25 protein-coding genes are annotated in these 25,148 nt (G+C 67.1%); 16 read left to right on the forward strand and 9 right to left on the reverse strand.

Annotated features, from left to right (window positions below; all coding sequences use genetic code 11):
* The first annotated feature begins 64 nt into the window (after positions 1-64).
* The 4 genes from AC1U2B_RS26830 (at position 65) to AC1U2B_RS26845 (ending at position 6,853) form a co-directional block, all read left to right on the forward strand.
* Complete coding sequence (locus AC1U2B_RS26830) at positions 65-2,008, forward strand: serine/threonine-protein kinase (RefSeq protein ID WP_480219173.1); 1,944 nt, start codon at positions 65-67, stop codon at positions 2,006-2,008.
* A gap of 109 nt (positions 2,009-2,117) precedes the next feature.
* Positions 2,118-2,270, forward strand: coding sequence for a hypothetical protein (locus tag AC1U2B_RS26835; protein ID WP_480219174.1), 153 nt, complete (start codon positions 2,118-2,120; stop codon positions 2,268-2,270).
* 3 nt (positions 2,271-2,273) lie between these two features.
* Positions 2,274-3,518 (forward strand): HNH endonuclease signature motif containing protein, encoded by a 1,245-nt coding sequence (locus AC1U2B_RS26840; RefSeq protein ID WP_480219175.1) that lies wholly within the window; start codon positions 2,274-2,276, stop codon positions 3,516-3,518.
* A gap of 230 nt (positions 3,519-3,748) precedes the next feature.
* The gene (locus tag AC1U2B_RS26845; protein WP_480219176.1) at positions 3,749-6,853 is read left to right on the forward strand and encodes an FAD-dependent oxidoreductase; all 3,105 of its coding nucleotides are present in this window, start codon (positions 3,749-3,751) and stop codon (positions 6,851-6,853) included.
* Here AC1U2B_RS26845 and AC1U2B_RS26850 read toward each other — a convergent pair.
* Positions 6,847-7,680: an FHA domain-containing protein gene (locus AC1U2B_RS26850; RefSeq protein WP_480219177.1), complete on the reverse strand. Its 834-nt coding sequence runs from the start codon at positions 7,678-7,680 to the stop codon at positions 6,847-6,849. The genes AC1U2B_RS26845 and AC1U2B_RS26850 overlap by 7 nt on opposite strands.
* A 130-nt stretch (positions 7,681-7,810) precedes the next feature.
* On the opposite strand from AC1U2B_RS26850, the gene AC1U2B_RS26855 reads away from it, so the two are divergent.
* Together AC1U2B_RS26855 and AC1U2B_RS26860 are read left to right on the forward strand one after the other, a co-directional pair.
* Positions 7,811-9,190, forward strand: a complete 1,380-nt coding sequence (locus AC1U2B_RS26855) for a cytochrome P450 (protein WP_480219178.1) — start codon at positions 7,811-7,813, stop codon at positions 9,188-9,190.
* Positions 9,191-9,326: 136 nt separating this feature from the next.
* Positions 9,327-9,470, forward strand: a complete 144-nt coding sequence (locus AC1U2B_RS26860; protein WP_480219179.1) for a hypothetical protein — start codon at positions 9,327-9,329, stop codon at positions 9,468-9,470.
* Between the two features lie 100 nt (positions 9,471-9,570).
* Here the strand turns inward: AC1U2B_RS26860 and AC1U2B_RS26865 are convergent, their stop codons facing one another.
* The 4 genes from AC1U2B_RS26865 to AC1U2B_RS26880 form a co-directional block, all read right to left on the reverse strand.
* Positions 9,571-9,942, reverse strand: a complete 372-nt coding sequence (locus AC1U2B_RS26865) for a LytR/AlgR family response regulator transcription factor (RefSeq protein WP_052506392.1) — start codon at positions 9,940-9,942, stop codon at positions 9,571-9,573.
* 41 nt (positions 9,943-9,983) lie between these two features.
* Positions 9,984-11,534 (reverse strand): GAF domain-containing sensor histidine kinase, encoded by a 1,551-nt coding sequence (locus AC1U2B_RS26870; protein ID WP_480219180.1) that lies wholly within the window; start codon positions 11,532-11,534, stop codon positions 9,984-9,986.
* Positions 11,535-11,618: 84 nt separating this feature from the next.
* Positions 11,619-11,810, reverse strand: a complete 192-nt coding sequence (locus AC1U2B_RS26875) for a hypothetical protein (protein ID WP_480219181.1) — start codon at positions 11,808-11,810, stop codon at positions 11,619-11,621.
* A gap of 65 nt (positions 11,811-11,875) precedes the next feature.
* Entirely contained in the window at positions 11,876-12,109 is a 234-nt protein-coding gene (locus AC1U2B_RS26880; RefSeq protein WP_480219182.1) for a hypothetical protein, read from the reverse strand.
* A 273-nt stretch (positions 12,110-12,382) separates the two neighbouring features.
* On the opposite strand from AC1U2B_RS26880, the gene AC1U2B_RS26885 reads away from it, so the two are divergent.
* Positions 12,383-13,054: a response regulator gene (locus AC1U2B_RS26885; RefSeq protein WP_480219183.1), complete on the forward strand. Its 672-nt coding sequence runs from the start codon at positions 12,383-12,385 to the stop codon at positions 13,052-13,054.
* Here AC1U2B_RS26885 and AC1U2B_RS26890 read toward each other — a convergent pair.
* Positions 13,032-13,685 (reverse strand): DUF1361 domain-containing protein, encoded by a 654-nt coding sequence (locus tag AC1U2B_RS26890; RefSeq protein WP_043400716.1) that lies wholly within the window; start codon positions 13,683-13,685, stop codon positions 13,032-13,034. The genes AC1U2B_RS26885 and AC1U2B_RS26890 overlap by 23 nt on opposite strands.
* A 445-nt stretch (positions 13,686-14,130) precedes the next feature.
* Between AC1U2B_RS26890 and AC1U2B_RS26895 the strand changes: the two genes are divergently transcribed.
* The 4 genes from AC1U2B_RS26895 to AC1U2B_RS26910 all read left to right on the forward strand — a co-directional run bounded on the left by AC1U2B_RS26895 (position 14,131) and on the right by AC1U2B_RS26910 (position 19,354).
* A complete protein-coding gene (locus AC1U2B_RS26895; RefSeq protein WP_480219184.1) occupies positions 14,131-15,933 on the forward strand; it encodes an N-acetylglutaminylglutamine amidotransferase in 1,803 nt (600 codons plus the stop codon).
* On the forward strand, positions 15,933-17,651 hold the full coding sequence (gene ngg, locus AC1U2B_RS26900; RefSeq protein WP_480219243.1) for an N-acetylglutaminylglutamine synthetase: 1,719 nt from the start codon (positions 15,933-15,935) through the stop codon (positions 17,649-17,651). The genes AC1U2B_RS26895 and ngg overlap by 1 nt, the downstream gene beginning before the upstream one ends.
* On the forward strand, positions 17,651-18,898 hold the full coding sequence (locus tag AC1U2B_RS26905; RefSeq protein ID WP_480219185.1) for an osmoprotectant NAGGN system M42 family peptidase: 1,248 nt from the start codon (positions 17,651-17,653) through the stop codon (positions 18,896-18,898). The genes ngg and AC1U2B_RS26905 overlap by 1 nt, the downstream gene beginning before the upstream one ends.
* 72 nt (positions 18,899-18,970) lie before the next feature.
* Positions 18,971-19,354 (forward strand): hemerythrin domain-containing protein, encoded by a 384-nt coding sequence (locus AC1U2B_RS26910; protein WP_480219186.1) that lies wholly within the window; start codon positions 18,971-18,973, stop codon positions 19,352-19,354.
* Here AC1U2B_RS26910 and AC1U2B_RS26915 read toward each other — a convergent pair whose 3' ends face one another.
* Complete coding sequence (locus AC1U2B_RS26915) at positions 19,355-20,080, reverse strand: cutinase family protein (protein ID WP_480219187.1); 726 nt, start codon at positions 20,078-20,080, stop codon at positions 19,355-19,357. It abuts the gene before it with no gap.
* 103 nt (positions 20,081-20,183) lie between these two features.
* A complete protein-coding gene (locus AC1U2B_RS26920) occupies positions 20,184-20,375 on the reverse strand; it encodes a hypothetical protein (RefSeq protein ID WP_480219188.1) in 192 nt (63 codons plus the stop codon).
* Between the two features lie 514 nt (positions 20,376-20,889).
* Between AC1U2B_RS26920 and AC1U2B_RS26925 the strand changes: the two genes are divergently transcribed.
* Both AC1U2B_RS26925 and AC1U2B_RS26930 read left to right on the forward strand, forming a co-directional pair.
* Positions 20,890-21,696: a SigB/SigF/SigG family RNA polymerase sigma factor gene (locus AC1U2B_RS26925; protein ID WP_480219189.1), complete on the forward strand. Its 807-nt coding sequence runs from the start codon at positions 20,890-20,892 to the stop codon at positions 21,694-21,696.
* A 107-nt stretch (positions 21,697-21,803) separates the two neighbouring features.
* Complete coding sequence (locus AC1U2B_RS26930) at positions 21,804-22,463, forward strand: PAS and ANTAR domain-containing protein (protein WP_480219190.1); 660 nt, start codon at positions 21,804-21,806, stop codon at positions 22,461-22,463.
* On the opposite strand, the gene AC1U2B_RS26935 is transcribed toward AC1U2B_RS26930, so the two are convergent.
* Positions 22,460-22,819, reverse strand: a complete 360-nt coding sequence (locus AC1U2B_RS26935; protein WP_260938467.1) for a PE-PGRS family protein — start codon at positions 22,817-22,819, stop codon at positions 22,460-22,462. The two genes, AC1U2B_RS26930 and AC1U2B_RS26935, sit on opposite strands and share 4 nt — an antisense overlap.
* Before the next feature lie 238 nt (positions 22,820-23,057).
* On the opposite strand from AC1U2B_RS26935, the gene AC1U2B_RS26940 reads away from it, so the two are divergent.
* The 3 genes from AC1U2B_RS26940 to AC1U2B_RS26950 are packed head-to-tail and all read left to right on the forward strand — an operon-like array spanning position 23,058 to position 25,141.
* The gene (locus AC1U2B_RS26940) at positions 23,058-24,248 is read left to right on the forward strand and encodes a globin domain-containing protein (protein ID WP_480219191.1); all 1,191 of its coding nucleotides are present in this window, start codon (positions 23,058-23,060) and stop codon (positions 24,246-24,248) included.
* A gap of 11 nt (positions 24,249-24,259) precedes the next feature.
* Complete coding sequence (locus AC1U2B_RS26945; RefSeq protein ID WP_480219192.1) at positions 24,260-24,679, forward strand: hypothetical protein; 420 nt, start codon at positions 24,260-24,262, stop codon at positions 24,677-24,679.
* Positions 24,680-24,712: 33 nt separating this feature from the next.
* A complete protein-coding gene (locus tag AC1U2B_RS26950) occupies positions 24,713-25,141 on the forward strand; it encodes a VOC family protein (RefSeq protein WP_043985713.1) in 429 nt (142 codons plus the stop codon).
* Positions 25,142-25,148 lie beyond the last annotated feature (7 nt).

Below are 25,148 nucleotides of genomic sequence, written 5' to 3' on the forward strand. Positions count from 1 at the left end.
GGTCCGCTGGGCGGATTTGTCCGCGTTGCCTGCGTAGGCACCACGGCGGGCCTACGATTTGCCCGTGTTGCTCACCGAGGGTCAGGTTTTCGCCGGTTACACGATCCGGCGGAAATTGGGTGCGGGCGGCATGGGCAGTGTGTATCTCGCTTCGCATCCGCGGCTGCCGCGCCTGGACGCGGTGAAGGTGCTGTCGGCCGAACTGACCGTGGACCCGGAGTACGGACCGCGGTTCCTGCGCGAAGCGGACCTGGTGTCCACGTTGTCGCACCCCAACATCCTCGGCGTCCACGACCGGGGGGAGTGCGACGGCCAGCTCTGGATCTCGATGGACTACGTGGCCGGGACCGATGCCGCGCAGCTGCTGCGCGACCACTATCCCGCTGGGATGCCGCCCGAGGTGGCGCTGCCGATCATCACGGCCGTGGCCTCGGCGCTCGACCACGCGCACCGGCGTGAGCTGCTGCACCGAGATGTGAAGCCGGCCAACATCTTGCTGGACGCCGAGACGTCACGCATCTTCCTCGCCGACTTCGGGATCGCTCGGCCCATGAACGACGCGTCCGGTCTGACTGCGACGAACATGGCGGTCGGGACGGTGGCGTACGCCGCGCCCGAGCAGCTCCGGGGTGAGGGGATGGACGGCCGCACCGATCAATATGCCTTGGCGTGCACGGCATTCCAGCTGCTGACCGGGAACCCGCCGTATGCGGACAGTAATCCGGCGGTCGTCATCACCAAACACGTCACCGCCCCGGCGCCCTCGTTGGGGGAGCACCGCCCAGAACTGCGTGGCCTGGATCCGGTGCTGGCCCGGGCGATGTCGAAGACGCCTGCCGCCCGATTCGCCAGTTGCGGGGAGTTCGCGCAGGCTCTTCAACAACAGGCATTGCGGCCGATGCCGCTGGCGTCCAACGATTTTCGCAACCAGCCGACGATGGCCACGCCTGCGCCGCCACCGCTGAACCCGCCGCCGCTGAATCCACCGACACAACTGAACCCGTCCCAACCGTTCGGCCCGCCGCAGACCCGCTCGTCACGCTCGGGCGTGCTCGTCGCGGTCCTGGCGGTGGTCGCCCTGCTGGTCGTCGCCGGCGGGGTGTTCGCCGGGGTGCGGCTACTCGGACGGCCCGACCGTCCCGGCGGGAAGCCGGCCGCGCCCAGCCCGACCGCGACCGCGGCCGGCACCGGTTTCAGCGGTAGTTACCGCGCCGACTACGGGCCGGCCACCGATCTGGAAGGAACGGTGATCCCCGGCGGGCCGGCAATGACGGGTGAGTGGGGCGTGCGCTCGTCGTGCGGGTCCAACGGGTGCATCGCCAACGTGTCGTACACCGGCAAGAGCTCCGTTCCCGTGGTGTCGAACATGACGTTCGACCAGATTTCCGGTGATTGGGTCGCTGTCGCGACTGGGGCAGTGAAGTGCACTGACGCCCCGGGCGAGCCGCCCACCGAAGTGTGGGTGGTCTTCACCTTGACGCCCAAGCCCGACGGCACCCTGGCCGGGGAGACCACCCGAAGCGCTGTCAACGGGTGCAGCAGCGTCAAGCGGACGGTCACCTTCACCCGCGTCGGCGACGGCGAGCTGAGCGGTGTGCCCGACCCCGCCGGCCTGCCGCCGCGCACCACGTCACCGGCCTCGACACTGCACGGCCGTTACCACGAGAACGTCGTCTATTCGAGCGGCGGCTTCGGCCCGGGTGCGCCGGATCTACAGGTCCGCACGCAATGCCTGCGGACCGGAGATCGGTGCATCAGCGCGTTCCATGCGATGGATGGTGTGGTCACGTTGGTCTTCGCCGCCGGCAAGTGGACGCGCACGGAGGAAGGGACTGTCCCGTGCGCGCTCGGCGGGACCACGCACGTCAAGATCGCCGCCGAATATCCGCTGCCGACTGATCTGCAGGATCCGATCCGGACCCTGGAAGGCCGCGGTACCAATACCTCGACCGGCGGGGAGTGCAAAGGCGGTGACTTCACCGACAAGTTCGTCCGGACCGGTGACTGAGTTCAATTTTCGAAAAACTTTGGTCACTTTGTTTTCGCTGGTCACAGTAGGTAACTAGCGTCACATTTCCCGCGGCTACTTGTCGGTGCTTCGAACTAGTGTTCGAAGCATGGGATTGACCGATGCGGCCGTGATCGAGGAGGCGTACGCCGAGTACGCCGCCGCCGCGGCCCGGATCGCAGCCCTGGACTACACCGGCCTGGACGTGCGGACCCTGCTGGAACTGATGTCCCGCCGCGAAACGTTGAAATGCGCCGCTTAGGCGGTGGATCACCAGCTCCTCGCTGCTGCGCAGACTCAGGCCACCGCCAAGGAGATCGGGGCCAAAGGCTGGCCTGAGGTGCTGCATGTCCGGCACCGCATCAGCCGCGAGGAAGCCCGTCGCCGGGTCCGTGATACCGACAATCTCGGGCCGCGGTCGGCGATCACCGGTGAGGCGTTGGGTCCGGTGTGGGAACTGGTCGCCGCCGCCCAAGCTGAGGGCGCCATCAACGTCGAGCACGTCGCAGTGATCACGAACTTCTTTGCGACGGTCCCGCTGTGGGTGGACCCCACCACCTTGTCGCAGTGCGAGGCCGATCTGGTGGCCGCAGCCCGCTACCAGACCCCTGAAGAGCTCCGGAAAGCCGCAGCCGACATGTTGTACCGGCTCGATCAAGACGGTCCCGAACCCGACGATGACGAGCCCGATCCCAAACGCGGCATCACCACCGGCAAGCAAAAGCCGGATGGGACGTCCGAGATCACCGGCACCCTGGACGCAGAAACCCGGGCCTATTGGGACGCAATCTACGACAAACTCGCCGCACCCGGCATGTGCAACCCCGCCGACCCAGTGCCCTGCATCGCCGGCACCCCCACCCAGGAACAAATCGACAACGACACCCGCACCCTGGCCCAGCGCCAACACGACGCTCACAAAATCGTCGGCCGCATGATCCTCGCCTCGGGCATGCTCGGCGAACACAACGGCCTGCCCGTCTCTGTCGTCGCCACCTGCACCGTCCAGGAGCTCGAAAAAGGCGCGGGGGTGGCCGTCACCCACACCGGCAGCCGCCTGCCGATCCCGGACCTCATCCGCATGGCCGGACAAGGCGCCCACCACTACCTGGCCGTCTTCGACCACCACACCAACGTGCCCTTGTATCTGGGCCGTACCCGCCGCACCGCATCACCTGGGCAGCGCATCATGCTGTTCGCTCGCGACCGCGGCTGCACCAAACCCAACTGCACCCAACCGGCATCCCGCTCCCAGGCTCACCACGTGAACACCGACTGGCGCGCAGGCGGACCCACCGACATCACCAACCTGGCCCTGGCCTGCGGCCCCGACAACCGAGCCGCAGACACCGGCGGCTGGACCACCACCATGAAAAGCGGTCGCGCCCACTGGACCCCACCACCGCTGCTGGACGTCGGACAACCACGAACGAACCAGTACCACCACCCCACGCTGTATCCACCGGATGGCGATGCGGATGACGGCGAAAGTGACAGTCCCGCAAACTGATACGGCGCGATGAGCTAGTCGCGCCGAGGTGGCGGCTGCCAGTGCAGCGGAGGCCGCTCCCGTAGCGTGAGCCGCTTCGCTCAGGCCCTGTACCGGTATTTCAGTGAAACCAGCGTGCCAACAAGCGCGGATTGGACGGCGAACCGTTCGTGACGGACCTAAGCTGACCACGAGGATTTCGCCCAGATCATCCGGGCGCTGCGTGGTGACGACTTCTCGGGGAGCTGACCATGGCTGAGCCGCCGGTGATCGAGGTCCGCGAATGGGGCAGGCCGGCTCGCCGGTTGACGCTCAGCAGGCCGCTGCTGTTCGGCCGCGAGTGCGACGGCGTCAACCTCGCCGACGGTGAGGTGTCCCGCCGACATCTGCGCCTGGTGCCGAGCCCGACGGCGCTGTCGGTCGTCGACCTCGGCAGCAGCAACGGCAGCACCGTCAACGGCGTGGCACTGACCGGGCGCGGCACGTTGTCGACCGGTGACGTGATCCGGTTGGGGCGCACCGAGATCATCGTGCTGCACGCCCCCAAACCGCTGGCCGCGGATCAACCGCCGGCCGCCGCGGTCGCCCATGACCCGACGCGGACCATGCAGATGGTGAAACTCCTCGAGGTCCCGGTCCCAGCAGCCGCAGGGACCCCCGTGCGGCCGGCGGGCCTGCGGCTGGCGGAGCGGGCGCTGGGTATCGATCCCACCGGCACCAAGGACCTGTTTCCGCCGTACACCGAACTGCCGCATACGATTTCGCGCCGGGTGTGGCAGGCGGTCCGCGTCGGCAGCGTGCTGGCGTACCTCGCGGTGGTGGTCATGATGTTCGTGCGGCCCGCGGCCGGGCTGTTCGCCTTCTTCCATGTCATCGTGCCGCTGTGGCCGGCGCTGTTCTTCATCGCACCGGGCGTGTGGCGCAACATCTGCCCGCTGTCGGCGTCGAATCAATTGCCGCGGGTGGCCGGTTTCAGCCGGGCCGCCACCGCGCCGGGGTGGTGGACGCGCAACGGGTTCCTGATCGCTGCGGGCCTCTTTTTCGGCATCGCCGGGGCACGGCTGGTCGGCCTGGACCGCAACGGCCCGGCGATGGGTGCGGTGCTGGCGGTGATCATCGCCTCGGCTTTCGCCGGGGGTCTGGCGTTCAAGGGCAAGAGCGGTTGGTGCTCCAGCATCTGCCCGCTGCTGCCGCTGCAGCGCACCTACGGCCAGACGCCGTACGTCACGTCGCCGAACAGTCACTGCGAGTCCTGCGTCGGATGTGCGAAGAACTGTTACGACTTCAAACCCCGGGCGGCCTGGCAGGCCGACATGGCGGACCCCGAACCCCGGTGGAGCGCGCCGCGCGTCCTGTTCGCAGCGGCCCTACCGGGATTCATCATCGGCTTCTTCACGGTGCATGCCCAGCAGGGTGGGACGGCGGCCGAAAAGTACGGTGTGCTGGCGCTTTTCGTGTTGGTGAGCGTCGGACTCTGCTACGTGCTGCAGGCCGTCACACCGCTCAGTCAGGCGATGCTGACGGCGGGTTTCGCGGCAGTGGCGATCAACGCCTACTACTGGTTCTCCGGCCCCATCCTCACCGACTCCCTGCGACAGATCACCGGCGTCGACGCGCCCTGGTTGCGGTGGCCCATCACCGTGGTGATCGCGGTCCTGACCCTGTGGTGGCTGGCCCGCACCCGGGTCAGCGAACTGCAGTTCGCCTATCTCACCGGTGCCCGTGCAGAGCCGGTGCTGCTGAACACGCCGACGATGCCGGCCGCCGCGGCCGGCCCTGCCGCCGAAAGCGGTGCTGTGCGAGTGCGTTTCGAATCTGGATCGGACCCCGTCGGGGCCGACATCGGGATGAGTCTGCTCGATGTCGCGGAAAGCAGTGGGCAGCCGATCGAGGCGGGCTGCCGGATGGGTGTGTGCGGCGCCGACCCGGTATCGATCGTCGAAGGGATGGGTTGTCTGTCACCAGCCGAGGCCGACGAGCTCAAGACCCTGAACCGACTGGGGCTCGGCAAGTCCAGCCGAATGGCATGCTGCGCCCGGATTCAGGGCGGGGACGTGACGGTGTCGCTGACGCCCGAACGCGCCGACACCACCGCGAGCAGGCCGGTCGGCTACGACCGCTCGATCGTCAGCGTCGTGGTGATCGGCAACGGCATCGCGGGAGTGACAGCCGCGGATTTCCTGCGCCGCGGGCACCCCGACTGCGAAATCCATGTGGTGGGAGCCGAACCCCACGGTCTGTACAACCGGATGGGCATCTCCCGGCTGGTGTACGGCAGGTCCGCGATGCAAGGGCTATACCTGCTGCCCGAGCAGTGGTACGACGAGCACGGCGTCACCGCATGGCTGAACACCTGGGCCACCGGCATCCATCTGCGGTCGCAGCTGGTGCGGTTGGGCACCGGTGAGAAGCTGCCCTACGACAGGTTGGTCCTGGCGATGGGATCCAGCGCCGCGGTGCCCGACATCCCTGGCTTGAACCGGCCCGGCAGCGTCGTGCTGCGGTCGGCGGCCGATGCCATGCGGATCCGCTCCTACGTGCAGGAGCGTCGGGCCCGCCATGCGGTGGTGGCAGGTGGTGGTCTGCTGGGGCTGGAGGCGGCCTACTGCCTGCATCAGCTCGGGCTGCGCGTGACGGTGCTGGAACGCGGGACCCGGTTGCTGAGCAAGCAGATCGACGCGCGCTGCTCGCAGCTCGTGGCCGAGCACTTCGCCAGGGCGGGAATCACCATCACGCACAAGGCGGAAACCGCGGAAGTGCGGGGCGACCCCGCCGTCACCGGAGTGCGGTTCAAGGACGGCCGGATCCTGTCGTGCGAGGTGTTCCTGGCCGCTACCGGCATCCGGCCCAACATCGAATTGGCCAGGGACGCCGGCCTTCCCGTCGGCAAAGGGGTACTGGTCGACGACCGGATGCAGACCCGGGTGCCCGGCGTCTACGCGGCCGGCGACGTGGCCGAGCACGGCGGCCGGGTGCTCGGCTTATGGCCGGTGGCCACGGAACAAGCCGAGGCAGCTGCCGTCAATGCGCTCGGCGGTGACCGGACCGTCCCGGTCGAGACGCCACCGACCATCCTCAAAGGCGTTGAATTGGAGCTGTTTTCGATCGGTCCGGTGGACCCCGGCCCGGGCGACGAGGTGGTGGTCATCGATCGGCCTGCGGCGCCGTCCTATCGCCGGCTGGTGGTGTCACGCGGCCGTGCGGTCGGTGCCACGGTGCTTGGGCACCATCCGGCCGACCTCGCGGCTGTGCAGAAAGCGGTCCGCGAGCAGCGACGAGTCGGGCCGGTGGCGCTGGGGGTGCTGCGGACCGGCGCCTGGGACATCCTCTCCGACTCCGACAGACTTGCCTACTGACCCTGGGCGGACACGTCGTAGGTCAGGATCTTCTGGCCGATCCGCAGGTAGCAGCCGGGTAGCAGCTCGAAGGGCTGGTCGCCGATCTGCGTCCAGACGTGGTCTCCCGGCGCCGCGATGTGGGTGCCGGCGGCGGTTCCCGCGTCGCGGATCAACACCATGCCGCCGTTGACCGTGACATACGCGTGGACCCGGGACACCTGCGGGTCGTCGGGCAGGCTGATGGGTGTCGCCGCCCCGCTGGTCACCGCGGGGTCGACCATCGGGTTGCGGCCGATGATGTACGTGCGGTCCAAGGGATACGCGGCCCCGTCGTCAGCGGTCAGCGCTCCGGTGACGGGACGGGCCCGGGTGGTCGCGGGTGCTTGCGGTGGTGACTGCTGGGCGGCCGACCGCGCCCGACTCGACTGCAATACGAAGCCGGCACCGGGCACCACCCCGGCGACCAGATCGGTCTCCGCGCAGGGCACGAATGTCGTTGTGGCGGTGCAGATCGTGATCCGGTCGAACCACGGCGCGACGATCTCGTCGACCAACGGCCGGCCGCCGGCGCTGACCCGCCGGTGACCGCCGCCCGCCTCGACGTCGGCGATCACCTCGCCCCGCACGATGAGGTGCAGCCCGTCGCCTGCCGGCACGAGCGCGCCGAAGGGCGGCACAGTGTCGGACTCCGGCCCGGACGCCAACGTGGCGAGCGCGTGGGGCAATGCCGGCGGCGGGGCGGTCGTGAGCACCTGGAGGAGAGGACGGGCCCTGGCGCCGTCGGCGATGTACGCCAGCACGTCACCGAATCGGGCGACCAGACCTTCGCCGCGGCCGATAGCCACGTAGTGCCGCTTCTGTTCCACCTTGTCGCCGCCTCGGTAGTGTGCCGCAGATGCTGATGATAAGTCAGCGTCCGACCCCGTGCCATGCGGCGAATGGGTAGAGTCGGCTTACCGATGGGGGTGAGCGAACATGCGTCATCGAGGAACCGATCTGCCTCCGGGGCCGCGGCTGCCGGCGGCGGCTCAGGCCGCACTCTTGCTGCGGGACTGGCCGGGTTTCGTCGCCAAATGCGAGCGGCGATACGGTGCCATGTTCACCCTGCGGATCGTCTCGTTGGGGACCTTCGTCTACTTGACCGATCCCGACCACATCAAGCAGGTATTCGCCGGCGATCCGCACATTTTCCATGCGGGCGAGGCGAATTCGATGCTCAAGGGGCTGGTGGGCGAGCACTCGGTCCTGGTCGTCGACGACGAGGTGCACGCCGACCGGCGGCGGTTGATGCTCAAACCGTTCACGCGCGGCGCCGTCGACCGGCAGACGGGCGCGATGGCCGCCATCGCCGTGGAGTCCATCGAGAACTGGCCGGTGAGAACAGAATTCGCGGTGGCGCCGCACATGTCGGCGCTCACGCTCGAAGTGATCCTGCAGACGGTGATCGGCGCGACCGATCCGGACCGTCTCGCCGCGCTACGCACCGCGCTGCCGAAGCTCCTTGATCTGAACGGCGTTGCGGCACTGTCGATCGCACGCCCGCAGCTGTACCGCGTGTGGCCATGGACCGTCGTGAAGAAGCGGCTGGTGGCAGCAGACGCGCTGCTCTACGCCGAGATCGCCGAACGGCGGGCCGACCCGGAACTCGCCCAGCGCACCGACGTCCTGGCGATGCTGATCCGGGCCGCCGACGAGGACGGCCGGCATATCACCGACCGCGAGCTGCGCGACCAATTGATGACGCTGTTGGCCGCCGGCCACGACACCACCGCGACCGCCCTGTCCTGGACTCTGGAACGCCTGACGCGGCACCCGGATGCGCTGGAGAAGGCCGTGGCAGCCGCCCACGCGAGTGCGGCCGGGGATCCGGCCGGCGACGAGTACCTCGACGCGATCGTGCGCGAAGTGCTGCGTATTCGCCCCGTGGTCTACGACGTCGGCCGGGTGCTGACCGAGCCGGTGGAGATCGGCGGCTACCGGCTGCCCAAGGGCGTCATGGTCGTGCCGGGCGTCGGTCTGGTGCATGCCAGCGCCGAGCAGTACGTCGACCCCGAGCGCTTCGACCCGGACCGGATGGTCGGCACCGTCCCCGGCCCGACCACATGGCTGCCGTTCGGCGGCGGCAACCGGCGCTGTCTCGGCGCGACGTTTGCACTGGTCGAGATGCGCGTCGTGCTGCGGGAGGTGCTGCGCCGCACGGAGCTGGAAATCACCGCCGCGGCCGGCGAGGACCAGCGGCTCAAGCACGTCACGCTGATCCCCGACCAGGGCGCCCGCATCACCGTTCGCGCACGTCATGAGGTTCCGGTGGCGGGTGAGACCGCGCAGCCGAGGTGCCCGGTAGCCCCGCGCTGACAGCTGGCCGCAGGTGGTGCCTTCCGGCTAGCTGCTAGCCGGAACGGGTGCCTGCAGGAGCGACAAACGTGCAGGTCAAACAGGACGATGGAAGCACTCCGGAACACCGGCCATCGACCTGAGAGCGAGCACCGAGATGAAGCTCACCGCCAAGCACTTTGCCCCCTGGTTGGCCGCCGTCGCCGCTGTCGGGGCCGTCACCCTGGCACCCGTCGCCGGCGCGGACACCGACCACGACGAGGCCAACCAGACCGCCGGCGCGCTGGATCAGCCTTTCTGATCGCGCGCCCGCCGACCGGCCCGGCTCCACAGACCCAGTGTTTCTCGAGGGGTGACGCTGGCAGGGAGCCGGGTCGATTCGTCTGTGCGGTGCTGTGCGGTCAGCCGATGAGGGCGCGGATCGCGTCACCCGACAGATCGAGTTTCGGCAGAAATCTCGGGGGCGCGTCGGCGGTCGTGAGATCCGCGACAGGCAGCTCGGTGAACGTCGAGGTCAGAATGGCCATGACGTCGGCGGTGCCGGAGTGGGAGTTCAGTTGAGCGACCAGGTCGAATCCGTTTTCCTCGCCGAGGTTCACATCCACCAGCGCGACGTCGGGTCGGAGGCGTTCGACGGTGTGCATCCCGTCCGAGATCGACTGCGCGGTACCGACGACCTCGATGTCGCCCTGCTGCAGGAGCGCCGTTGCAGCGGCCAGGTAGTCGGCGTTGTCGTCGACGATGACGCATCGCAGGGATTGGCGGTTCGTCATGTATTGCATTGTCGCGCAGGGATGCTGGTTGGGCATTCCTGCTAGCCGGTATCTGTGCCGGCGGACAGCGGCTCGTCCGCCAGCGGCATCTCCGCGACCATGGTGGTGCCGGCGCCCGCGGTGCTGGTCAGGCGCAACTTGCCGCCGAGCGCGGCCACCCGGTCCTCGAGACCGAGCAATCCGCTGCCCGCATCGAGGGACGCCCCGCCGACTCCGTCGTCAGCGACCGAGATACGCAACGATGTGGCGTCGGTATCGACGTTCACGGTGACCACGGACGCCTGGGCGTGCTTGGCGGCATTGGTGAGGGCTTCGGCGACGGTGTAGTAGGCGGCGATCTCAACGGCTTGCGGCAGCCGCACCGGGACGTCGACGTGCACCTCGACCGGCAACGGCGCCCGGCGGCCGAGGTCGCGCAGAGCCGGACGCAGCCCGCCGCGGGACAGGATCGCGGGATGCACCCCGTGCGCGAGCTCGCGCAGCTCGTCGCTGGCGGTACGCAGCCCGTCGCCGATGCCCGCGATGCGAGATTTGAGTTCGGCCGGGTCCTGTGGGATCGCCATCTGCAGGGTGCGAACCTGCAGCGCCAGCGTGACGAGCCGCTGCTGGGCACCGTCGTGCAGGTCGCGTTCGATGCCGCGGCGGGCGTTGTCGGAGGCGGTGACGATGCGGGCGCGGGACGCGACGAGCTCGGCACGCGCATGGGCGTTGGCGATGGCCGTGGCGATGAGTTCGGCGAAATCCGTCAGGCAGGCTTCGGTGTCGGCGGGCAGGGCGTCCGGACCGGACGTGCCGACAATCATTGCGCCCCACAGTTGTCCGTCGACCGTGATGGGTACGCCGACGCACGCGTGCAGGCCGAGGTCGCGGACGAGCGCCGCCGTCGAACTGTCGGCGTGGGTGTCCATCCGCGCGGGGCGACCCGTCGTCCGGACCATTGCGATGACGTCGTCGCCGTCGAGGGGAAAGGTGGTCCCGACGGAGACTGTCGTGAGGCCCGGCTCGTCGTGTGCGGCAACAAGAGTCGCGGTGCCGCCGGGCTCGTAGCGGACCAGCCCGGCGTTGCGGACGTGCAGCACCGCGGCGACTTCGTCGGCCACGCTCGACAGGACGTCGGCCGGTGATCTGCCCTCGGCGATCTGGGTCGCGACACGTCGCAGCGCACCCTGCTGGTCGGCGAGTTCGCTCACCCGCTCGGTTGCCTCGGTGGCGACCTGCCAACTCTGGTGCGCGTCGCGGGCACGGGTACGCAGTTGCCAGCCAAGGACATTCGCGATTCCGGCGATCGGCAGGAACACGGAGAGGGTCAGGACATCGATCGGCTTGAGGGGTAGCAGCGGGCCGCCGTCCAGATGCACCTGCAGGTAGGCGATGGCGCTGGCGACGGTGGTCAGTACGGACAGGCCCAGGCCCCAGCCCGCGCTCATCACCAGCACCCCGAACATGAAGACGATGGCATAGGTGCTGTGCGGCGGGGGATCGCGCAGCAGCCGCACCACCCCGACCTCGGCGGCGATCAGGCCGGCGGCGACGAGCAGCCCGACGTACCACGGCGGGGTGGAGACAGCCGGATTCCATCGTGCCGGATTCATTCGCCGCCTCCCGCCTGGTCGCCTGATCTCGTCACCGACCCTAACCGCGGTCAGGGCGGCGCCGACGGCGACTGGACCGAAGCGTCAGAACGACTGATCGATGTGGCCGGCCGGGGCATTCGTGTTGTGCTCGCCGTTCTGATACTGGCTGTAGGTATCGGTGCCATTGGGGACTGTCGGGTTGGTGTCTGCGGCGGCGACAGGTGCCACCACAAGTGCCCCGCCGACCGCGGCGATGGACAACCACACGGTGACGCGCTTCAGGGTGTTCTTCATGATCGGTGCTCGCTTTCGGATCGGACGGGTGGGTTCGGGATCAGGTCAGTGGTTGTCAGTGGTTGTCAGTGGTTGCGGAACAGCAGGAAGCCGTAGTCGCCGCCGAACGGCTGCTGCAGCTGCCCGGCCTCCTGGGCGGCCGGGCCCGGGGTCGCCACGATCTGGGCGTTCCCGTTGCTCTGCGTGACGGTGGCATCGGTGGGCAGGGKGGCGGCGGCCGCGGTCGGCGCGACGACGATGGCCAGGGCCGCGGCTGCCGTCGCGGCCAGCGGGATGATCCGGGTGCGGTTGATTTGCATTGTCCTCTACCAGCTTTCGGTGTTCTGATGACTTCGGTTGGCCGTGTCCGGCTGTCCTTTACATTGCTCCGGAACGTCGCTGGTGTCGTCCTGGCCAGCGCCCAAATGGGGGGTAGGGCTAGCTGCAATAGGAGCCCCCGGTCAGCGGGTCGGGGGCTGATTCACAGGACTGTCCGCGATGGGGCGCGGTGGACAGGCAAGATGAATGCAATGAGCGGCACGTCCGGCGTCTGACGGCACGGCGGCTATGGGGTCGAGACGAACAGGACATACGTGGACGCAGTAGGCGCTAACGAGGGGACGCGTGTCGTCATCGCCGACGACGACGTGCTGCTTCGGGAAGGTGTGGCGAGTCTGCTGACCGGCGCTGGTTTCAGCGTCGTCGGGCAGGCCGGTGACAGCGGTGAACTGCTCACCTTGGTCCGGGCGAGCGTCCCTGACCTGGTGGTGACCGATATCCGGATGCCGCCGACGCACACGACCGAGGGCCTGGACGCCGCCAAGGTGATCCGCGGCGAGCTACCGAAGGTGGCGATCCTGGTGCTGTCGGCGCACGTCGACGTCGAGCATGCGATGGAACTGCTCGGCGGCGGCCAGCGCATCGGTTACCTGCTCAAGAGCCGCGTCATCGATGTGAGCGACTTCCTCGAGACGCTGCACCGCATCACGGGCGGCGCTTCGGTGGTGGACCCCGCCCTCGTGCAGGAACTGTTCGCGGCGCAGCGACGTGAAGACCCGCTGGCCGTGTTGACCGAACGTGAGCACGAGGTGCTGGCCCTGATGGCGGAGGGCCGGTCGAACGCCGGTATCGCTCATCAGCTCTGGGTGACCGAAGGCACCGTCGAGAAGCACGTGCGCAGCATTCTCAGCAAGTTGAACCTGCCCGACACGGGTGAGGATCACCGCCGGGTGCTGGCGGTCATCACCTTCCTGGATTCGCGCTGAACCGCAGGCCGCCCAGCGCCCACACGGTCACGTAGGCCAACCCGAAGAACGCGGCGACCGCCAGCCCGACCCCGGTGGATTGCACGTAGGACAGCGGCGAGCGCACCCACTCGAACGTGGCCGCCACGACAGCGTGCGGCCGGGTGACCAGGTCCCAGGAATTCCACCGCTGAAACCGGCCGATGACCACGCCGATCGCACACAGACCCACGGACACGACCACGGTGAGCCAACCCCAGATCGGACCGAATTCGCGATCGATGCGCTTGTGCACCAGTAACAGCGACACGGTGCCCAGCAAGATGCCGGTCCACGCGGCGAACCCGTATTGCAGGACGTGGCGCCACAGCTCGTCCTGCTCGCCCAGATGCACCAGGTCGGTGACGAGATACGGCGCGTTCGGCAGGAACGCCAGCCAGCCCAGCCCCAGCGGCAGCAGCCACCGGCGCCGGGATACCGCGGCGAAGGCGCCGGCGAAGAGCATCGGAATCCAGGCCAGGAACATGTTCCAGACCAGGAACCACGTCGGGTAGGACAGCGGCGCTGCCGGATCGGTGATCCCGAGGACGAGTGTCAGGGCGGTCGTGGCGAGCAGAGCGGCGACCAGCAGGTACCCGCGGAAATCGATCACCTGACCAGTGTGCCTGCAATTTTGTCGGCGCTTCGTGGGTTGAGGTTTAGCCGCGCCGGTTGCGGGTATGCCAATCGCAGCGGGCAGTACGCGTGCCCCAGTTGACCGAGCGATGCCACGGAGGGGAGTAGTCCTTGACGGACTCGAGGTACAACTCAATACGGCGGATTCGGCGCCTCGCGGCGATCGGCGCGGGCGCGAACATCGTGGTGGTCCCACTGTGTGAGCGCTGCGCGAACACACTTGCCAATCGGGCGGTGGCACAGACATTTTGACGACGTTGGTCGGCTACCGCGCAACGCGGTAGCCGGCCGTCAATCAGATCGCTGCAGGCTCGGCGAGCAAACACAGTGCAGCAGAGCATATTTGACCGATCCTTACGTCGACGGTGATCATCGGGTACGGTGAAATCGGAGACGTCCACCAAGGGAGCTGACTTTCCACCATGTGCGGCATTGCCGGCGAAATCGCCTGGGGCCGTGGTGCTGATCTGGCGGCAGTTGCCGCCATGACCGACCGTTTGGCATCGCGGGGCCCGGACAGTAGCGGACTGTGGGTGCGGGACGGGGTGGCACTCGGCCACCGGCGCCTGGCCATCATCGATCTGTCCAGTCACGGACATCAACCCATGCACGATCCGGAGCTCGGCCTCACCGTCGTGTTCAACGGGTGCATCTACAACTATCCCCAACTGCGCCAGGAACTTTCGGGCAAGGGATACCGCTTCTTCTCGCACAGTGACACCGAGGTGGTGCTGAAGGGATATCAGGAGTGGGGTGAGCGGGTCGTCGAGCACCTCTACGGGATGTTCGCGTTCGCCGTCGCGGAGATCGAGTCGGGCCGGGTGCTGCTGGCGCGCGACCGCCTCGGGGTCAAACCCCTGTACTGGTGTGAGGCGGCCGGGGGAGCGCTGCGTTTCGCGTCGTCCCTGCCTGCCCTGGTGGCTGCAGGCGGAGTCGATACCGAACTCGATTCCGTTGCGCTGCAACACTATCTGAGTTTTCACTCGGTTGTGCCGGCGCCGCGCACCATCCTGCGTGGTGTGCAGAAGCTGCCGCCGGGCACCATCATGCGCATCGAACCCGATGGGAAGCGCACTGAAACGACCTACTGGGAACCCATTTTCGAGCGGTCGCTCGAGCGGGCCGACTGGACCGCGGACGACTGGCGGGACGCCGTGCTGGCGTCACTTCGCACCGCGGTAGAACGCCGCCTGGTCGCCGACGTGCCGGTGGGTTGCCTGTTGTCCGGCGGCCTGGATTCCAGCTTGATCGTCGGTCTGCTCGCCGAGGCCGGCCAACACGGGCTGGCCACGTTCTCCATCGGATTCGAGGCCGCGGGCGGCGAGGAAGGCGACGAGTTCAAGTACTCGGACGTCATCGCCCGCCAATTCGACACCGACCACCACCAGATTCGGGTCGACTCGTCACGCATGCTGCCCGCCCTCTCCGGTGCGATCGACGCCATGAGCGAGCCAATGATGAGCCACGACTGCGTGGCGTTCTACCTGCTGTCGCAGGAAGTGAGCCAGCACGTGAAGGTCGTGCAGTCCGGGCAGGGCGCCGACGAGATCTTCGCCGGCTATCACTGGTACCCGCCGATGGCGAGCGCGGCCGACAACGATCCAGCTGACGCGTTGCGTCGCTACCGCAGCGCATTCTTCGACCGCAGTCATGAGGCGGTCAACCGGCTGCTGCAGCCGCAGTGGCAACTCGAGCACGATTCCGCGGCGGCGTTCGTCCTGCAGAATTTCACCCACCCGGGCGCGGCCACCGCCACCGACCGGGCGCTGCGACTGGATACCACCGTCATGCTCGTCGACGACCCGGTCAAGCGGGTCGACAACATGACCATGGCCTGGGGCCTGGAAGGCCGCGTGCCGTTCCTCGACCACGAGCTCGTCGAGCTGGCGGCGGCCTGCCCGCCGGAGTTCAAGACCGCGCAGGGCGGCAAGGGCGTGCTGAAAGAGGCTGCGCGCAAGGTCATTCCGGCCGAGGTCATCGACCGCCCCAAAGGCTATTTCCCGGTGCCCGCGCTCAAGCATCTGGCCGGGCCGTACCTGGACCTCGTGCGTGACGCGCTGCACAGCCGGGCCGCGCGCGACCGGGGTCTGTTTGCCCCCGGCGTGGTCACCGAGATGTTCGCCGATCCCAACGGCAATCTCACGCCGCTGCGCGGGAATCCGTTGTGGCAGATCGGTTTGCTGGAATTGTGGCTCGCCACACACGTCGACGGAGTGGGCCGATGATGACAACGCACACCGGCGACATGGCCGAGGGTGTCATACAGGACATGGGTTGGGGGCGGCTGGTTTTCGGTCAGACCTTCCACGACCCTGACGAGTTCGGTACGGCCCTGCGGGAGGAGGGCAGTGGCCGTCGTGACATCGGTATGTATCTCGACGCACCCCATGTCTTCGTGGCGCTGCACGCCCACGAATTCTTCATCGACCCGAGTTTCACGTACCGGCTCGACCTGACCAAGCCGATGCAGTTCCGGCCACCCGATGTGCCGGGATTGTCGGTCCGCCAGGTGAATTCGATCGACGACTGTGTCGCGATCAACCACATCTACGTACGGTGTCACATGGTGCCGGCCGACAGCGACCTGATGTGGACCAACAGCCAGTCCGCGCCGCAGGTGGTGTACCTGGTCGCGGTCGACGACCAGACCGGTCAGGTTGTCGGCACGGTGACCGGTATCGATCACAGCCAGCTGTTCGGCGATGAGGAGAACGGTTCCAGCCTGTGGTGCCTGGCGGTCGAGCCGACTGCCACCCGGCCCGGCACCGGCGGCCTGCTGGTGCGCTCGCTGATCGAGGAGTTCATCCGGCGGGGACGGGCCCAGATGGATCTGTCGGTGCTGCACAACAACGACGGTGCGATCGCGCTGTACGAGCGCATCGGTTTCACGCGGGTGCCCGCCGCGCTCGGAATCAAACGCAAGAACGCGATCAACGAGCCGCTGTTCGCTCCGGTGAAGCCGGAAGAGCAACTGGCACACCTGAACCCGTATGCGCGCATCATCGCCGACGAGGCGATCCTGCGGGGCATCGCGGTGGACGTGCTCGATGCGCAGGGCGGCTACCTGCGGCTCACCCACGGCGGCACCAGCGTCGTCACCCGCGAGTCGCTGTCCGAGCTGACCAGCGCCGTGGCGATGAGCCGGTGTGACGACAAGCGCGTCGCGCGGTCGGTCGTCGCGGATGCGGGTATCCGCGTACCGGAAGGCTGCACAGCGACTTTCACCGACGAAGACTGCCGCTTCCTGGAGAAGGTGGGGTCCGCCGTCGTCAAACCGGCCCGCGGCGAACAGGGCGCGGGCATCACCGTCGGGGTCACCGGAGCCGACGACCTGAACCGCGCCATCGGGCTCGCCATGCAGCACTGCCCCGATGTTCTCATCGAAGAGCGTTGCGAGGGTGAGGATTTGCGCGTCGTCGTCATCGACGGCAAGGTGATCGCCGCGGCCATCCGCCGGCCACCCGAGGTGATCGGCACCGGTACGCACACCATCCGCCAGCTGATCGAAGCGCAGAGCCGGCGCCGCTCGGTGGCCACGCACGGGGAATCGGTGATCCCGTTGGACACCATCACCGACGACACCGTGCACAAGGAAGGCTGGCAGCTGGAGGATGTGCTGCCCGCGAACGAACGACTGGTTGTGCGCCACACGGCGAACCTGCACACCGGCGGGACCATTCACGACGTCACCGACGATCTCAATCCCATGCTGGCGAAAGTGGCGGTGGACGCGGCGGAGGCCATCGAGATTCCGGTGACCGGAATCGATCTGATCGTGCCGACGGTGCGGGGCGAGGAGTACGTGTTCATCGAAGCGAACGAGCGACCGGGTCTGGCCAATCACGAGCCCCGACCGACCGCGCAGGCGTTCATCGATCTGCTGTTCCCGCGTACCGCGGCCACGCCGTGGGCCTGGCATCCCGACCCGATCGAGCAGTGCTGATGGCTGAGTTCGACGCAGCAAGCATCCGGATGTCGGTGGACGACCGGGGCTGGATGGTCGACACGCTCTTGGCGCTGCTGCAGACGCCGAGCCCGTCGGGACGTACCGACGCGGTGATGCAACTGATCGGCCAGATCCTGACCAAACTCGGTGTGCCGTTCACGCTGACCCGCCGCGGCGCGCTCATCGCCGAACTGCCGGGACGGTCGCAGACCACCGACCGCGCCATCGTGGTGCATTCGGACACCATCGGCTGCATGGTGCGCGAACTCAAGGACAACGGCCGGCTGGCGCTCGTGCCCGTCGGCACCTTCTCGGCACGTTTCGCCACCGGCGCCCGGGTCCGGATCTTGCCCGACGACGCCGACCGGTTCTTCACCGGAACAGTGATGCCGCTCAAGGCAAGTGGCCATGCGTTCGGTGACGAGATCGACACCCAGCCGACCAGCTGGGACGACGTCGAAGTCCGGGTCGACCGCAATGTGACATCGCGTGCGGACCTCGAGCAGTTGGGCCTGAACGTCGGGGACTTCGTCGCACTGGTGGCCAGCCCGGAGCTGACCGAAGACGGCTTCGTCGTCTCCCGGCACCTCGACGGCAAGGCCGGCGTGGCCATTGCCCTGACGCTGGCCAAGGTCATCGCCGAGCGCAACATCGTGCTGCCGCATCGGACGACGCTCATGGTGACCATCACCGAGGAAGTCGGCCACGGTGCCAGCCACGGACTGCCACCCGACGTAGCGGAACTGGTGTCCGTCGACAACGCGGTGTGCGCGCCCGGCCAGCAGTCGCTCGAACATGGCGTCACCATTCCGATGGCCGACATGCACGGACCGTTCGACTACTACCTGACCCGCAAGTTGTGCCGGTTGGCCCAGGAGAAGGGAATCACCTACGCCCGCGACATCTTTCGGTACTACCGGTCGGATGTCGCGGCCGCCATCGAGGCCGGCGCCGCCACCCGCGCGGCGCTCGTGGGATTCGGGCTCGACGGCAGTCACGGCTGGGAACGCACGCATCTCGATTCGCTCGAAGCCACATATCTGCTGCTGTACGGCTGGCTCCAGACGCCATTGACGTTCGAGATGTGGGACGCACAGCCGTTCGGTGACCTGGAAGATTTTCCCGCCGAACAGGCCGTGGCCAGCGAGCAATGGGTACCGCTGTCGCGCGGCGACTTCGCGGACCCCGGGGCGGCGTCACAGGGGCATCACTGGCCACCCGAGGACGGCACCGGGGACGGGTAGCCGGCGTTTACTTCGGCGCGCACTGGGCAGTAGTACCGGGATACACCCGAGCCAGCCAAAAGGGGGGATCGCATGACACCTGTGTCGACGACTGCCAAAGATGACGTCATCGACTACGTCAAGGCTCAGCACCTGACCACGCGCCGCCTGTTCGACAAGACGTTGCACGCGCAGGACGCCACCGAGCATCAGCAGTATTTCGCGGAACTGCGCGCGGCACTGACCGCGCAGGAAGTGACCGAGGAGCTGCTGGTGCACCCGCGGGTACGGCGCGGGCGCGTGGTCGAGTCGCTGCGCGGCGAAGCGGACGACACCAAGGAGCAGCTGGACCACGTGAAGCAGCTGGACCTGACATCCGCGGAATTCGAGACCGCACTGACCGACCTGCAGCAGGCCACCGAGGACCACACGCAACGCGTCGAAGCCGAAGAATTTCCGCTGCTGACGGGTCGGTGATCACCGCGGCGCGGACTGCTCAACGCGTGGTTGCGCGCTGATCGTGCCCAGCTTGCCGACCACGAATTGTGCTGCCTGATCGGCCATTCCATTGTCGGCGTACGCCACGTGGGCGTTGTTGTCGCCGCCCGTCGTGGAGCACACCGGATCATCGGCGATGCACAAGTCGAGGGTCTTCGACACGTAGCGCGAGCCCACGGTGATCGGGGGCGCACCGGTGTACACCATCTGCAGGAAGCCCGACGACGGCTTGCCGAACAGCACGACCGCCGCGATATGGTCGGCGACGAACGCAGGCAGCGGCCCGGTGATGCCCAACGGCAGGGTGACGCCGGCCGGGACGGCGTCCTCGGTGATGTATGCGGCCACCGCGGCGCCCTGCGAGTATCCGCCGAGGACGATCTTGGTGGTGGGGCAGATCGACGCGGTGCTCTGGACCCTGTTCGCCACGTCGACGACACCGTCGGCGGCGGTGGCGAAGTCGAGCGAGGCCGGGTAGTTCACGGGTGCCACGTCGACACTTCGCCCCGCGGTCCGAGCGGTGAGCGCATCAACGAAAGCCTGTCCAGCTCTGCCCACGCCCGGTGGCTCCATGGTCCCGCGCGCGAACACCACCTGCACGTCGGGACAGGGTTGCGCAGATGCGGGCGCCGTGATGGCCGGCGCGGCCAGCATCAGTGAGGTCAGGGGCATCGTTGCGGCAATGCAGCTCGTGATGGTCTTCATGGCGGAATCCACCGATCCTCGTCTCACAAGTCGGATCGCTCCATTGCGGTCGACGAATACGGCGTGGTTACCCGGCGCGATTACGGTCTAAACCGCCAGCGCGTCAATCACCCGGCACCGGCGCGATCGACCGCAAACCGAACTGCCAACGCTCGGTGTTTGCCGATGGCTTGGCGCCGTCGTCGGCGGCCTGGATGCAATGATCGCAGCAGTACGGGATGCCGTCGATTCGCAACGCGTGGCCGAGGATTCGACATCCGCAGTGCCGGCACGTCGGGGCCACCATGGTGGCCATACATTCGATGCAGTCAAAGCTGGCGCTGCGGCCGTTCCAATTGACGGTGAACGACTGATCGCAATCTGTTCCGCAGGTAATACACACCGCCATCGAAAATTGCGCTTCCTGTCAGTGTTTTTCCGGATGTTGCTATCGCCGGTTCGGTGGATACCCGGGGCCATTGCCGGCCAAACCTGTTCTGGCAGAAAAGTTTCTTCGGTCTGACCTGCCGTTATCGACGGTCGGCGGTGAGTAGCGGTGGTGCCACGCTCTGATCAGCGGTATGGTCGAATACAGCGCCCACGTGGCGCAGTCGCTTAGACCAAAGCGACACCAGCTGAGCGCTACCTGACGGTGTGCGGCCGGGGTCCAGATCAGGGCACGGCTGAGAGAATACCGGGGTGGCGGTCGACTACGGCAGATTGCCGGTCCACCTTGACTGGTGGAAACAATGCGCATGCCACGTCTCCGAGCAGATGCTCGGAGAGCCGATTCTTCTAATGCGTGTTGTGGGCCTGTGGAAGGCACGTTCATGTCAACCTTGTTGCTGGAGAAGCGCTTACCTGAAAAAGCCCGGTATTCCGATGAGTACGCGGATGTACCGGATATGGTGGCGAAGCTGCGCACACTCCCGGCGGAATCCGACGCATTCCTGAGGCAGCGCGATCGCATCGTGATGCGGTGCTGCCCGCTGGCGGACCGGCTGGCCCGCCACTTCGACGGCAAGGGCGAAAACCTCGATGATCTGATCCAGGTTGCCCGAGTTGGTTTGATCCAGGCGGTCAACCGCTTCGACCCCAACAATGGGGCAGCCTTCGTCGCGTTTGCCGTCCCGACGATCATGGGGGAGTTGCGCCGTCACTTCCGGGACTATGGCTGGAAAGTCCACGTGCCGAGGAGCATCCGAGATATCCGTCAGCAAATCAAAGGCGTGACAACAGAATTGACGCAGCGGCTGGGCCGTACGCCCAACGCCGGCGAACTGGCCGAGGCGTTGGGCGTTGCGCCGGAACAGATCACAGAAGGACTCTTGGCGGCCAATGCCTATCAGCCGCAGTCCCTCGACACGCCCGTCGTCGACAACGATGACAATCCGCAGTCACTCGCCGACGTGCTCGGTGATGTCGACGACGGGTTCGAGCGGGTCACCGAGCGCGAATCGGTCAAGCCGGTGCTGGAAGCGCTGCCGGCTCGTGAGCAACGGATCCTCTACCTGCGATTCTTCGCATCGAAGACGCAGCGCCAGATCGCCGACACGATCGGCGTCTCGCAGATGCACGTTTCGCGGATCCTCGATCGGACCCTGCGGGAAATTCGGGAGCAGGTTGTGCACGCCTGACAGTGCGTGGCGCACAGCTGACGGCGCTCGGGCATAACGGGTTACGATGAACCAGGCCCGGAATTCACGGGCTGGATACGACTATGCCCGAGCGCCGAGTGACGGATATGACCGATACGGATATCGACAGTCGTGAGTCGTGGGAGGTGGCCGCTGTCTTCAGCGGCGGGGAAAACCAGCGTGTCGGCAAGTTTCATTACTTCGTCGCCGATCAGCGCTGGGTGTGGTCGGACCAGGTGGCCCGCATGCACGGATATGAGCCGGGGGCGGCCCAACCCACGACCGAATTGTTGTTGAGTCATCAGCATCCTGACGATCGGGCGAAGGTCGCGGAGGTGCTGGATCGGGTCAAGCGGGGCGGCCAGTTCAGCAGCCGGCACCGGATCATCGATGCCTCCGGCTGCACACGGTGGTTGGTCGTCGTCGGTGACCGGATGACGGACGAGTCCGGTCATGTGATCGGGACCGAAGGGTTCTACGTCGACGTCACCGAGAGTGTGCAGTCGGACGTCACCAAGGCCATGTCGCGCGTCGTGGAATCACGTGCGCTGATCGAGCAAGCCAAGGGTGTGCTCATGGTGACCTATGGCGTCGACGCCGACCGCGCGTTCGACATCCTGAGATGGCGGTCGCAGGCGACGCAGGTGAAGCTCAAGACCGTGGCCGCCGAGTTCCTCGATGCGCTGATGCGCCAGGGACTTTCGCCCGAGAGCACCAGCGCTGTCGACCGGCTGCTGGTCGCCGATACGGGGCTCGCCGATGACTAGCCGTGGCCGCCGCCGCAGCCGACTCCGGGAATGCAGCCGCTGCCACCGGGAATGCCGCCCGGGCCGGCGTTGACACCACCGGAACCGCAGGCCGGGCCGTACTGGGTGGGTATACAGCCGGCACCTCCCGGGCCGCCTCCAGGACCACCGTTCACGCCGCCGGAACCGCACTGGCCGTTGACGCAGCCGCTGCCGCCCGGGCCGTCATCGTCGGCCGGTTGTAGCGGATAGCTGGTCAAGACCGGGTTGTTGCCGACGGTGCTCGACACGATATCGGCTGATACGAATGGGGCGGCCACGCCAGCCGATGCGAACGCGCCGGCCGCCAGGAACGGAATCACCTTGTTACTGAACATGTCTAGTGCATAACCGCCATCCGGCGCGGTCAAACGTCGGGTTGGCGGATGGATTCGCAAATCGGTGTTCTCGGCGCCCGTCGAAGCTATTACTACGTTGTGTCGTAGCTCACCTTCAGTAATACTTGCATCGATCATGCTTATTTAAATAGCCTGGTTGACAGGTGGAGGACGGGTATCGGGGCATCTTCGATCCAGGTCCCGCCAGCGCATTCACGACGAAGTGAGAGGTTCTGCCATGTTGTCTACAGCCCAGTTGTCGCCGGCCCACGCCGAGGTCGTCAAGGCCACGCTGCCGGTGGTCGGCGGTGCGATCGGCGAGATCACGCCGGTCTTCTACCGCCGGTTGTTCGCGGCGCATCCCGAGTTGGAGCGGGATCTGTTCAACCGCGGCAATCAGGCAAATGGGTCGCAGCAGAAGGCGCTGGCCGGATCGGTCGCGATGTACGCCACGCTGCTCGTCGATCCTGACGCTCCCGGTGCGGACGTCATCGAGCGGATCGCGCACAAGCACGCGTCCCTGGGCGTGGCGCCCGAGCAATACCCGGTGGTCTATGAGCACCTGTTCGCGGCGATCGTCGAGGTACTCGGCGCGGACGTCGTCACCGCCGATGTCGCCGAGGCGTGGACTGCGGTCTACTGGTCGATGGCCGACACGCTGATCGGCCGTGAACGCGAACTGTACGAGGCGGCGGGAACCGACCCGGAACATGTCTGGATGCCGGTCCGGGTGGTCGAACGAGTACAGCAGTCGCCGCTCACCGTGGCGTTCGGGCTCGCCGCCGCCGATGGGGCCGAACTCCCTGATTTCGCTCCGGGACAATACATTTCGGTGGCGGTCCAGCTGCCCGACGGGGCCCGCCAGATTCGCCAGTACAGCCTGTCGCACGCCGGCGCCGACGACCGGTGGCGCATCTCGGTGCGTCGGGAGGGCGCGGTGTCGTCATACCTGCACGAGTACGTGTTCGAAGGCGACGTGCTGCAGGTGTCACACCCGTTCGGTGACATCGCCCTCGACAGTCCCGCGGACACCCCGCTGCTGCTGATCTCGGCGGGCATCGGCATCACCCCCGTGCTGGGCATGCTCTATTTCATCGCGGCCGAGCAGCCGGGACGCTCCGTGACCGTGGTGCACTGCGACCGCACCCGTGCCAGTCACGCGCACCGCGCGGAACTGGCCGACCTGGTCGCGCAGATTCCGGGCGCGACGCTGCACACGTGGTACGACGGGCTGCCCGACGGTTATCCGCTGACCGAACCCGACCGGCGCGGCCGAATCGACCTGAACGCCATCGACTTCCGCTCCGATGCCAACGTCTACATCTGCGGTCCGACACCGTTCATGGCAGCGGCGGTCCGGCAGCTCGCGGACGCCGGCGTGCCGCGTGACCGCATCTGGTTCGAAGCGTTCAGCCCGCTGGCCGCATAGCCTCGCTTCCGATGAGTACTGCCACAGCGGTCCAGGTTGCCATCAGCTTCGTCTGGTTGGGGATGGTGCTGGCCATCTCCTTCCTGGAGGCGCCGCTCAAATTCCGGGCACCGAACGTCACCCTGCCGATCGGGCTCGGCATCGGGCGGCTGGTGTTCCGGGCGCTCAACACCGTCGAGCTGGTGTTCGCGGCGGGAATTGTGCTGGCGGCCTTGGTGAGTCGGCCTTCGGTGGCCGTCACCACAGCGTTCGCCGTAGCCGTCGGAGCGTTGGCCGTGCAGCTGGTCGCCGTGCGACCCGGGCTGAATCGCCGGTCGGATGAGGTGCTGGCGGGCCGCGTCGGCCCCCGCTCCCATGGTCACCATGTCTACGTGGCACTGGAGTTGATCAAGGTCGTCGCACTCCTGGTCGCCGGCGTCTGTTTGCTCTGACAGCATGTCGGTGGGGCTACGTAGCCTGGGGTCATGAAGCAGCAAGTGCACTTCTTCACGTTGGCCACCGTGGATCTGGATGCGACCCGGCAGTTCTACACCGCGCTCGGCTGGACGCCGACGCTCGATGTGCCGGGGGAGATCATCTTCTATCAGACTGCGCCGGGCCAGCTACTCGGCTTCTTCCTCGCGGAGAAGTTCAACGCCGACCTCGCGCAGGCCGCCGACCACTCACAGGTCAGCGGAATCACGTTGGCGCACAACGTCGACAGCCAGGACGAGGTCATCGAGCTGGCGGCGGCCATGACCGGCGCGGGCGGCACCACTCTCAAGCCGCCGCAGCCCGGGCAGTTCGGCGGGGTGTTCCACGCGCACATCCAGGATCCGAACGGCGTGATCTGGGAGATCGCGCACAACCCGGGGTGGCGCATCAATGCCGACGGCACCGTCAGCCTGGGCTAGCCCCGGG

It is taken from the genome of Mycolicibacterium sp. P4_G11, assembly GCF_056555145.1.

Excerpts from the sequence above, each read along its gene's own strand:
- AC1U2B_RS26920 (WP_480219188.1), bottom strand. The coding sequence starts at position 20,375 with ATGGCCACCATGGTGGCCCCGACGTGCCGGCACTGCGGATGTCGAATC.
- ngg (WP_480219243.1), top strand. The coding sequence starts at position 15,933 with ATGACAACGCACACCGGCGACATGGCCGAGGGTGTCATACAGGACATG.
- AC1U2B_RS26910 (WP_480219186.1), top strand. The coding sequence starts at position 18,971 with ATGACACCTGTGTCGACGACTGCCAAAGATGACGTCATCGACTACGTC.
- AC1U2B_RS26875 (WP_480219181.1), bottom strand. The coding sequence starts at position 11,810 with ATGAAGAACACCCTGAAGCGCGTCACCGTGTGGTTGTCCATCGCCGCG.
- AC1U2B_RS26860 (WP_480219179.1), top strand. The coding sequence starts at position 9,327 with ATGAAGCTCACCGCCAAGCACTTTGCCCCCTGGTTGGCCGCCGTCGCC.
- AC1U2B_RS26870 (WP_480219180.1), bottom strand. The coding sequence starts at position 11,534 with ATGAATCCGGCACGATGGAATCCGGCTGTCTCCACCCCGCCGTGGTAC.
- AC1U2B_RS26915 (WP_480219187.1), bottom strand. The coding sequence starts at position 20,080 with ATGAAGACCATCACGAGCTGCATTGCCGCAACGATGCCCCTGACCTCA.
- AC1U2B_RS26865 (WP_052506392.1), bottom strand. The coding sequence starts at position 9,942 with ATGACGAACCGCCAATCCCTGCGATGCGTCATCGTCGACGACAACGCC.
- AC1U2B_RS26895 (WP_480219184.1), top strand. The coding sequence starts at position 14,131 with ATGTGCGGCATTGCCGGCGAAATCGCCTGGGGCCGTGGTGCTGATCTG.
- AC1U2B_RS26845 (WP_480219176.1), top strand. The coding sequence starts at position 3,749 with ATGGCTGAGCCGCCGGTGATCGAGGTCCGCGAATGGGGCAGGCCGGCT.
- AC1U2B_RS26925 (WP_480219189.1), top strand. The coding sequence starts at position 20,890 with ATGTCAACCTTGTTGCTGGAGAAGCGCTTACCTGAAAAAGCCCGGTAT.
- AC1U2B_RS26930 (WP_480219190.1), top strand. The coding sequence starts at position 21,804 with ATGACCGATACGGATATCGACAGTCGTGAGTCGTGGGAGGTGGCCGCT.
- AC1U2B_RS26945 (WP_480219192.1), top strand. The coding sequence starts at position 24,260 with ATGAGTACTGCCACAGCGGTCCAGGTTGCCATCAGCTTCGTCTGGTTG.
- AC1U2B_RS26905 (WP_480219185.1), top strand. The coding sequence starts at position 17,651 with ATGGCTGAGTTCGACGCAGCAAGCATCCGGATGTCGGTGGACGACCGG.
- AC1U2B_RS26855 (WP_480219178.1), top strand. The coding sequence starts at position 7,811 with ATGCGTCATCGAGGAACCGATCTGCCTCCGGGGCCGCGGCTGCCGGCG.
- AC1U2B_RS26935 (WP_260938467.1), bottom strand. The coding sequence starts at position 22,819 with ATGTTCAGTAACAAGGTGATTCCGTTCCTGGCGGCCGGCGCGTTCGCA.
- AC1U2B_RS26940 (WP_480219191.1), top strand. The coding sequence starts at position 23,058 with ATGTTGTCTACAGCCCAGTTGTCGCCGGCCCACGCCGAGGTCGTCAAG.
- AC1U2B_RS26950 (WP_043985713.1), top strand. The coding sequence starts at position 24,713 with ATGAAGCAGCAAGTGCACTTCTTCACGTTGGCCACCGTGGATCTGGAT.
- AC1U2B_RS26835 (WP_480219174.1), top strand. The coding sequence starts at position 2,118 with ATGGGATTGACCGATGCGGCCGTGATCGAGGAGGCGTACGCCGAGTAC.